General features: G+C 48.2%; 6 protein-coding genes. 4 read left to right on the top strand and 2 right to left on the bottom strand.

Annotated features, from left to right (window positions below; translation table 11 throughout):
- The first annotated feature begins 268 nt into the window (after positions 1-268).
- The 4 genes from murJ to AUC31_RS11765 are packed head-to-tail and all read left to right on the top strand — an operon-like array spanning position 269 to position 5,178.
- Entirely contained in the window at positions 269-1,795 is a 1,527-nt protein-coding gene (gene murJ, locus AUC31_RS11750) for a murein biosynthesis integral membrane protein MurJ (protein ID WP_058383010.1), read from the top strand.
- Between the two features lie 15 nt (positions 1,796-1,810).
- Positions 1,811-2,689 (top strand): PIG-L deacetylase family protein, encoded by an 879-nt coding sequence (locus AUC31_RS11755; protein WP_058383009.1) that lies wholly within the window; start codon positions 1,811-1,813, stop codon positions 2,687-2,689.
- 24 nt (positions 2,690-2,713) lie between these two features.
- On the top strand, positions 2,714-4,177 hold the full coding sequence (locus AUC31_RS11760; protein ID WP_058383008.1) for an O-antigen ligase family protein: 1,464 nt from the start codon (positions 2,714-2,716) through the stop codon (positions 4,175-4,177).
- Positions 4,174-5,178, top strand: a complete 1,005-nt coding sequence (locus tag AUC31_RS11765) for a GNAT family N-acetyltransferase (RefSeq protein WP_058383007.1) — start codon at positions 4,174-4,176, stop codon at positions 5,176-5,178. Before AUC31_RS11760 ends, AUC31_RS11765 begins: the two co-directional genes overlap by 4 nt.
- A 1,022-nt stretch (positions 5,179-6,200) precedes the next feature.
- On the opposite strand, the gene AUC31_RS11770 is transcribed toward AUC31_RS11765, so the two are convergent.
- Both AUC31_RS11770 and AUC31_RS11775 read right to left on the bottom strand, forming a co-directional pair.
- On the bottom strand, positions 6,201-7,316 hold the full coding sequence (locus AUC31_RS11770; RefSeq protein ID WP_157073496.1) for a bifunctional metallophosphatase/5'-nucleotidase: 1,116 nt from the start codon (positions 7,314-7,316) through the stop codon (positions 6,201-6,203).
- A gap of 182 nt (positions 7,317-7,498) precedes the next feature.
- Positions 7,499-9,964: a cell wall-binding repeat-containing protein gene (locus AUC31_RS11775; protein WP_058383005.1), complete on the bottom strand. Its 2,466-nt coding sequence runs from the start codon at positions 9,962-9,964 to the stop codon at positions 7,499-7,501.
- Between the last annotated feature and the right edge of the window lie 137 nt (positions 9,965-10,101).

Raw genomic sequence — 10,101 nt, forward strand, 5'->3', positions numbered from 1 at the left:
CCAAATTATTTATAATATTTCCTTTTTTATCCTGTATATTAGGAGCAAGAGAAAGCTATTTTCTAATTTTGCACATTGAATAATTCATTAGTCCTGCAAGCTTGTCAGTTGTGAATTTTTCCGCAACATAATCGCCCGAGATACGTCTAAACTAGAGGTTTCGTGATAAGATAGGGAAATGGAATTGGGAGATTATTGCTCCTATATATAAGGAAAGAATTTGGTTTTGTTTTACCGCTTAACCATTTGAAGAAAGTAGGATTTTGTTTTGGGCAGAAAACTCGCTATCACCGGCATTTTGTTTGTCATTGCGTCGCTGTTTTTGAAAGTTTCCGGGCTTCTCCGGGATATGGTTATTGCCTATCAATTTGGGGATTCCTATCAATCAGCTGCATATTTCGCTGCATTCGCTATGGCCAATACCTTTATTTTATTCTTCACTACCGGCATGAAGAACGCTTTCGTGCCAAGTTTCATCCATGCACAAGCGGATGGCAAGGGCCATCATCATTTTTCGCAAATCATCCGCGGGACGATGGTGCTCGGATTGATTGTTTCCGCTCTCGGTGCATTGGTATCACCGTTGCTACTACCTTTGCTATTTCAATTCCCTAACCTTCAGCCCGATGTGCGAGCTGATGCGATTGAATTGAGTGTTGCTTTAGCTATTATCTTCTTTATAGCTGTCTTTCTCGTGTCATTGAACTCGGTCTATGAGGCCTATCTTGATGCAGAAAACAAATTTTCATTGTCGGTCATTTCACAGATCATCGTCATCGGCAGCACCATTCTCAGTACTTTATTGTTTGCAGATGAGATCGGCGCCTACTCTATGGCGTTTGGTTATTTGGCCGGTGCGTTATTATCGTATATCGCTAAACGGCTTTGGTTCGTCCCTAAAGGCAGCCATAAAGTAATCGGCAAGCTCGATTGGGAGGAAATCAAGCCCTTTTCGATCATTTTCATCCCGGTCGCTATTACGGTTATGGTCGGCCAAGTCAATTTGACCATCGACAATATCTTTGCGAGTTCGTTCAGTGATTCAGCGGTCAACTACGTTAACTACGCCAAGAACATCGTCCACTTCCCACAAGCGATTATTGGCGTAACCATCGGGACGATTATTTTCCCGATTTTGTCGAAAGCCATCGCGAATGCCAATGAAAAAAGCTTCAAACAAGGAATCGAATACGGCTTGATGTTGACGCTTTTGGTTTTGCTGCCTGCTGTTGCGGGAATGATGTGGCTGATGCAAGATCTCATCACGATCGTCTATGAACGCGGCGCCTTTACAGCGGACGCGACGGCAGCCACTGCAAATGTCGGCTACCTTTACCTGGGATCGGTATTATTCTTCAGTTTGCAAAACATCTTGAACAAAGCTTTCTACTCAAAAAAGCAAGGCCATGTCATTTTGCGCATTTCCTTATTCTCCATCGCGCTCAATGTCGCATTGAACTTCCTGTTCATCGCATTGCTTGACTCGTATTTGGCGATTCCACTTGCTTCGTCCGTCATGGCGCTCGTTTACTTTGCGCTCAACTGGGTTGTTTTTAACCGGACGCAAGGCAAGCTCAACTCGCACTTTATTGTAAAAGACGCGGCCAAGATTTTTGCAGCGACCGCTGTGATGCTATTGGCTTTATGGCTCGCTTCAGGAATTCTCGAGGATCTCAATATCTATATCCGCTTCGGCCTGACCGCGATCATCGGCGCCATTGTCTACGTCATCGCGGCGCTCGCCTTGAAAACGGAGATCGCGCGCTTTCTCATCAGCAAGCTTAGAAAATCATAAGGAGTTTTTTGCATTATGAAACAAGCATTAATGAAAAACGCTGCGCCGGTGCTGAATCCGGCGATCAAAGCTTCCTTGAAACGCTTTTACAAAGCCGACAAGCCGCTCACTCCACTTGAACCGGCACAGCGCGTGCTGGTCTTTGCGCCCCATATCGATGACGAAACGATCGGGCTCGGCGGAACCATCCGCCGTTATGCCGATGCCGGTGCGCAAGTCACCATCGCCATTATCACCGATGGCAAGAACAGCAACGCCGCACCGGTAGAAGCCGATGCCTTGGCTGAAACCCGTAAACAGGAATTGCGGTCGATCCAAGACTTGCTCGGCTTTACAGATGTCCGTTATTTGGATTATCCCGACAGCAAGATCAAGCATGTCGCTTCGAGCGAACGCTTTGTGGAGCTGATCGACGAAATCCGACCGGATACGATCTATACGACGAGCTTGATCGACGCCCATCCGGATCATGTGTATAGCGCCCACTTGGTGGCGGATGCCTTGAAGCATACGGCTTATCAGCCAAAAGTCGTCCGCGAATATGAGATCAATTGCCCTGTACCACCGGAAGCGATCAATTGTATCATGGACATTACCGATCAATTCCCGCTCAAACAACGGGCGACCGAGGCATTCAAAAGCCAAGTCATCGCGTTCGATGGATTCTTGGTGCTCGCTGAGGTCAAAGCTGCACAGACAAACGATGCACACGCACGCTACGTAGAAACCTTCATCGAAAACACACCGCAACAATTTGTCCAGGCGGCCGATCATTTAAAGACGCAAGACCGCCAGTACGAAAAGCATTTCAAGCAAGCGAACCGCACCGTCACATTGTGGTGGGCAATCTTTAAGAATTTGAAGTTGAAAAAGGCGATTTATCAAAGCCGCTAATTATAAATGCATTTGGAGGATATTATGAACTTTTTTAAGAACGATAACGAAAAATGGTTTTGGCTCATTGCCTTGATCGCCATCATGCTAATAGGTTACTCAGAGCTTGCCATCATCGGCTACGCGTTGACTGCCGTGTTGTTCGCCTATGCGTTCATCAATCCGAAGCACGGCATCCTGCTGCTGTTCGTCTACATCCCAGTCCGTGAATTTGTTACCCAGTACAATCCGGGACTCAGCTATTTAACCGAAGCCATCGTATTCGGTGCGCTGTTCCAAGTGTTCTGGATGAACCGCAAAACGATCGGGAAGTTATTCCATTTCAAGAATTTCGAATATGCCTATTTCGCCTTTCTGATCATCGGTTCAATTTCTGCACTTATCATGGGCATCAGCCCAATCTTGATTGCTATGCAATTGCGCCAGTTCCTGCTCTTTTACTTGGTCTATTACATCGTCTACCGCCTTGGGATCACGCGTAAAGACCTCGTCAACCTCGTGTGGATTTTCATCTGGACGGCGATCTTGGTCATTATCCAGGCAATCACTGAAAAACTGTCCATCCGCAACATGTTCCTGCCAGAATCATGGGAAGCCATGGCGCTGTCGGCAAAAAACCGCGTGCGCATCTATGGCATGCTCGGCAACCCGAACGTGCTCGGCATTTACTTGATGTTCGCATTCATCGCCTTCTATTACGCGAAGAATAAATTGAAGGAATTCAACCCGCGTTATATGGATATCTTGAATGTCTTGTTGGTCGGCATCCTAGTACTGACATACTCACGCGGCACGTGGGGCGGGTTCTTGATCGCCGCTATCGCCTTCTTGATCATGACAAGGAAAATGAGCGTGCTGATCGACTTCGTCAAATACACGGCAATTGCTCTCGTACTTGTGGTCTTGCCGCTGAATCTATTGACTAATTACTTTGAGAGCACCGACATCGGTTCTGAAAAAGTCACCAACATCCAACAATTCGATGTTGGCGGCGAGTCTGGTTTCCGCGACCGCATCGGCAGCACATTCAGCGAAGATACGGTCACCGGCAGCCAAAGTTCCGGCCGCTTGTTCATCGTCAAAACCGGCTTTGAAGTATTCAAAGACTACCCGATCATCGGGACCGGATTTGCCACATTCGGCGATTCCACTACCCTTTCGAACGGTTCGCCGATTTATGATGAATACGAAATCGGCCATAAGTTCTATTCCGATAACCAATACATCCAAATCATTGTCCAAACCGGCGTACTCGGTGTAATCGCCTTTGCCGCCTTCTTGTTAACGATGTTTTGGCGTTACGCAAAAAAGCACAAAGAAAGCTATTTGTATTCACTGACTGCGAGCATCTTGCTCGGCGCGTATTTCATGGGTCTTGTCTACAACCTATGGGAATCTGATATTTTCGGGCTCGCGTTCTTCGCACTTCTAGCTGCGGCATCTCGCCGGGAAGATTTCGGATTCCGGGATGATGGTGACACTTTATGATCCGCCTTTACCAGCCAGGCGATGAGATCGGTATCAATGCCCTGTATGAAAAAGTCTTTGGCAAACAGCGATCACTCGCTGAATGGCAATGGAAATTCGAAACCTTTCCAGAAAGTTCGACGATTGTCGTTTCAGAAGACGATGGCCACATTAACGGCCATGCTGCTTTCCTGAAACTGACGGCGCGCCAGCAAGGCACGGAACTCTCGCTTGGTGAACGGGTCGACATCATGGTCGATCCAGACTTCCAAGGCCGGGGCATCTACAAGCAAATCGTTTCCCGCATGATTGAGGAATGTGAAACGGAAGAGCTCGACATCCTCTATGGCTTCCCTGCTGAAACCGCGAAGCAAGTGTTCATGAAAGTGGCAGGCGGCAAAGACCTTGGGAATGTTCCCCGCTTTCTTGCCGTCAATAAGCCAGGCGCTTTGCTTGCGGCAAAGGTCGGCAAGCTAAAAGCGATCCAGTCGCCGCTCGACAAAGTGTTTTCTATGAGCATCCCTAAAAAGAGCAGACATCAACTGCGTGAACTCGGCGATCGCCTTGCCGTAGTCGATATGCTGTATGGGCGTTTTGAAAATCAATACCCGCTTCATGCCAAACGCAGCGGAAGCTACATCCAGCGCCGTTTTCTTGATCATCCGACAAAGCCCTATCAAGTGTATACCTTGGAGCAGAACGGCTACGCTGAAGGTTATTGCGTGCTGCACGAGGAAACGAAAGAAAATGGCGTGAGCTTCGCGACGATTGTAGATTTGTTCGGTCCGAACGATGAAGCGATCATTGCGGATCAACTGAAGGCGATCCGCCGGTTCACTAAAGCAGATGTGCTCAATTGCTGGGCCGTGCCTGATAGCCCGCGCTACCGCGCATTGAAGAAAGCCGGCTTTTTCCATATCAATAGCCCGATGCCGTTCGTCATCAAGGATTTCACTGGCACGGGTTCTTATGACGAGCTGGCTGATTGGCATTTGTCGCAGTCAGATGTTGATTCGTATTAATGCTTGCCCTTCTTCCGGGATTCCGGGAGAAGGGCTTTTTTATGCGTTGGGGACTTAGTGTGAAGGTGTATAAGGAGATAGTAAGGGATTGGTTGTGGAATTGTTGCGAGGCTCTATTTTTTCTTCTTGGTAATATTCGCCGCCTTGCTTTGGGTTGGCCTTTGGCACTAAGCCAATGAAATGGCGAAAGGAAGTTGAGTCATTTCATTGCAAACTGACTGTTTAAGTAGATCTGCTTCTGTATGGAGTTGCCAGCTAGTGGAGGAATCGCTTCCTGGGACAAGTTTGGGATAGATAGCGAGGATTTGTTGTTTGTGGACCTATTACGATGTTTGATTTCAGCTTCATTCTAATAGTCGCCGCCTTGCTTTGGGTTGGCCTCTCGCAATAAGCCAGGAAGAACACCTGTCTTATTGCTTCGGCTCACCCTGGGCGCTAGTCGGCTTAGAGATTTCATTGCAAGTTGACTGTTTAAGTAGATCTGCTTCTTTATGCAGTTGCCGGCTAGTGGGGGAATCGCTTCCCAAGACACTTCATCTGGCACATGGCTGCTTACTTTTAAATTATGCGGATAGATCCGAATTAATTTGCACATTCTTAAAAATAAGATGACTCAAGATACAAAACATGACGCACTTTCACGTAAAAGAAATTAGTAGGTTGAAGAAAATACCTCCCACTCTAAATATAGAGACGGAGTGGAAGGGGGCTGACTCCTGTGGGACTGCGCGGGCTGGCGAGACAAACGTGCCGCACTCTTTGGCACGTTGGCTCAACACCCGCCCCACGGCAAGCAGCCCCCTGCAACGTAGTCGAAAAGCGGAAGCTTTTCAAATCTCTTCTTTCTATCTAACAGTTTTCGTCGCATCAGCTGCATGACTCGCATCCTGCGAGCCTCAAGCAGTCCCCTGCAACGCAGTCAAAAAGCGGAAGCTTTTCCTCTCTCCTTTTTTTAATCCCTACCTCCTATCCCCATCAAAAAAACAGGCATCCCTCCATTGCGAAGGGTGCCTGTTTTGTGTTCACTTGATAAACGCTTCATATGTATCCAGCTCGCCGGCTTTGATGACATGTCCAATAAAGTCTTCGTAGCTGATGATGCCGAGTGCAGTGGCTTCATCGAACAGTTCCTGCACGCGTGCTGTGTCTGGATGGATTTCTGCGTTTTTGGTCGGGTGCAATTTGCCGGAATGGTCGACGATCTTGCCTGCTTCGTCGAAAACGACGTTCAGTTCACCGAGGTTGGTGTCGTATTCGCCGGTCTGTACGACTAGCGTATCCCCGATATGGTTCGGTGGGTTGGTCGTAACATGCGAGTGGCCGCCGATAATAACGTCGATGCCTGCCACTTCTTTCGCCAATGTCCGATCATGCCCGACGCCGATATGGGTCAACGCCACGATTTTATCGATGCCGATCGATTCGAAATGGGCGACCGCTTGTTTGGCCGCTTCGGTATAATCTGCGAATGAAACATCGCCAGGAACGGTCACGACTTCCTTGTAATGCGTGATGCCAAATATGCCGATTTGTTCATCGCCCACCGTTTGCACAAAACCTTTATTGATGCGGCCATCTACTGGCGCGTCCGTATAGCTATAGTCTGCATAGGGCTCAAGGAATTGATCTTGCGAGAAGTCGACATTGGCGCCAAGCACTGGATGCGCGGCGTTTTTAACGTAAGTGCTGAGCGGGCCATGGTCAACAACTCCTTCCCCGAGGTCGAACTCGTGGTTGCCGAGCACCATCCCATCATAATCGAGGTGGTTCATGAACACGGCATTAGCCAGTGAATCCTGCGCTTTTCGCCCAATTTCCCAAGACGTTACATCCCCTGCCGATAATAAAAGATGATGGGTGCTGGCTCCGCGGATTTCTTCAATCAGTGAGGCGCGCCGTGCGATATTGTCCATCACGGTATGGGTATCGTTTGTGTGGATTAAGGTCAGTTCAAACGGTTCAGGTTCGACAGGTTCGGATTCCGGCGAGTCGTCTGGTGTGGCGTCTGTTGAAGCCGTTTCGTTTGGATCCGGTGTTTCTGCATCGCCAAATCCTTCGCTTTGGTCTTTCTGCGGCCAAATGAGGAAGGCGGTGAAAGCCACCATAATCGCCGCTAAGAATGTTACGATTTTCTGCATCGTTGTCACGTCCGTTTCTCTACATAATCTCTATAGATAGTCTACTATAAAATATGGAAAAAATACGGAATCTCACGGATTCTTAACCAAGTCTTAATGCTTTTCTCAATCTCTTTACGAATAGAAGTCTCAAAGGCAAAAAAATACCCGGCTGCCTGAGCAGCCGGGTATTAGTATTTCGATCAATCGTGCAATGCTTTGATGACTTCTGGAGAAACGACTTGCGTTCCGCCTGAAGTGAAGACTGTGCCATAGTAATGCGCACGGTTTTCAACAACGGAGTTGACGCTGTCTTTCTTCACAAGAAGCATCGGTGCTTCATAAGCTGCTGCAAGAGCGTTTCCAGTCAAAGCATCCGGGAAGTTCTGGCCGTTTGCAGCCAAGCCTTCAACTGCGCCGTCGAACAAGAGATCTGCAACTGCTGCAGAAGTTAGGTAACGGTCTGCGCCGCTGACACGATCAGCGTTCGGCAATTCATCCGCTACGCCTTCAGAAACAGCTTGCGATCCGCCGATGATTGTCGTTGTGTCATAGTTTTCGAGTTCGTCTGCAATGACAGCCGGAATGCGGTCAGGACGCGTCAACAGGATTGGCTTGTCGTTGACTGCTGCATAAGAACCAGCGGACAAAGCATCCGGGAAGTTCAAACCGCTTACGACAACTGCATCAGTTGCTGCTGTTTCAAGTTCATTCGCGATGGCAACAGCTGTGTCATAGCGTGTTTCGCCGCCGATGCGTTGAACATCAAGGTCAAGTTCTTCAAGTTCAGCTACCACATCAGCTGAAACGGCTTTTGTGCCGCCAAGTACGATGGCATTTGTTGCGCCAAGGCGTGCGATTTCTTCAGCGACGCCAGAAGCCAATGCGCCAGAGCGAGTCAATAGGATTGGAGCTTCGTTTTGGTCAGCTAGTGGAGCTGCTGTCAAAGCGTCCGCATATTGGTCGCCGCGAGCGATGACTACAGTATCAGCTGATTCCCAGCCTTGTTTCGAAACGGCGATTGCTGTTTCGTAACGGTTTTCACCAGACAAGCGCACTTGGTTGATACGGCGTTCTTCGTATGGCTCTACACCTTCATCAGCGAAGGATTGTGCATGCTCTTCGAACATTTCCCAGTCTGTGAAGCCAGGCTCAGTAACACGTCCCTCTTCATAAGCTTTACCAAATGAGTCAAAACCGTCGCCGCCTTTAGCAGTGAACGAGTTCGTTGCGACTGTATACGTTTCTTCCAAATTCAATTCGTCGTAAGTTTCCCCACCTGTGTCAACAAAGACAGACAAGACGCGTTCGCCTACTGGTGCTTTGCCGTCATAGTTGAAGAACATGCCAGATACGTGAAGGAATCCGCCGTTTTCTTTCGGGTATTCACGGACACTGTGCTCAAGAGCATCTTTGAGTTCCTGGCCAGTGACTTCCATAATTGCCAAAGCATTGCCGAATGGCAAGACTGTCAATACTTCACCATAAGTGATTGGTCCTGGCTCGATGGAAGCACGGATGCCTCCGCCGTTTTGAAGGGCGATCGTTGTATCAGGATTGATTTGCTGCGCTTTTGCGAGCATGCCATCCGTGATGAAGTTTCCAAGGTTCGTCTCGCTTGCACGAATTCCGAACTCCCCGCGCGTGCCGTTCAAGAAGACATTTGCTTCAACACCGATTTCCGTTTCTTTCAATTCTTCCACTTCTTCTTTAAATGGCGCAAGGATTTCTGCCGCTTCTGCATCTTCTTCAGCAAGCGCAACTTCGTGGTGCTCACCGACAAAGTTTGTTACATTTCCAGCTTCATCGAAAGTGACGTCCAATTGGCCAAGAAACTTATTATATTCGTTCGCTTGGACGATGACTGTATCTTCAACTTGTACTGGTGGCAATAGTTTTGTATGTGTATGTCCGCCGACGATTACATCGATTCCATCTACTTCTGCAGCGAGCGTACGGTCGTTATCGACTGCTGCGTTATCGTCATAGCCGATGTGCGTCAAAGCAACAATTTTATTGACTTCTTGTCCTTCAAACCATTCAACTGCTTCATTTGCTGCGTCGATATAATCAGTGAAAAGGATATCTTCCGGGCTTGAAATGTCAGCTGTTTCAGCAGTTGTTAAGCCAAAGATCCCAACTTCCTCACCGTTCACTTCTTTCACAACGCCGCTGTAGATTTGTCCGTTAGCAGCCGTTTTCGTAAACGCTTCGCCTGCTACCAGCGGTGACATATTCGCATCGCCTGAGAAATCAACGTTAGCCCCGACCAACGGGAAGTCTGCTCCGCCAACGAATTCAGCTAGTGAAGCGTGGCCTTCTTCGCTCGAACCAAGGTCGAACTCATGGTTACCGAACGTCATGGCGTCATACTGCATATAATTCATCAACGCCAAATCCGCTTGCCCTTCGAAGATGTTGAAATACAATGAGCCTGAGAAAACGTCGCCTGCATCAAGCAATAGGTTGTTCGTATTCTCCGCACGAAGCTGCTTGATCAAAGTTGCGCGTTTCGGCGCGTTGTCCAGGTTCGCGTGCGTGTCATTCGTGTGCATGATCGTTAACTCGAAATCGCCTTCAGCTGCCTCCGCTTTTTGCGAATCGTAGATCCCGACGACTGTCAAAGCCAGTGTCGTCGCCATTACAGAAGTGAAAATCTTTTTCGGCATTTCTACACCATCCTATCAATTTTTTTTGACGAACGTCTCTCAGGGCTGTATCTTTCTGACTATGTATGAAGACGTTTGTCCCTATTACCCATAATACTACAAAAGATTTCGAAGGTAAGTAAAATTTTGATAAATAT

This window comes from Planococcus rifietoensis (assembly GCF_001465795.2).
In the GTDB taxonomy this organism is placed as follows: domain Bacteria; phylum Bacillota; class Bacilli; order Bacillales_A; family Planococcaceae; genus Planococcus; species Planococcus rifietoensis.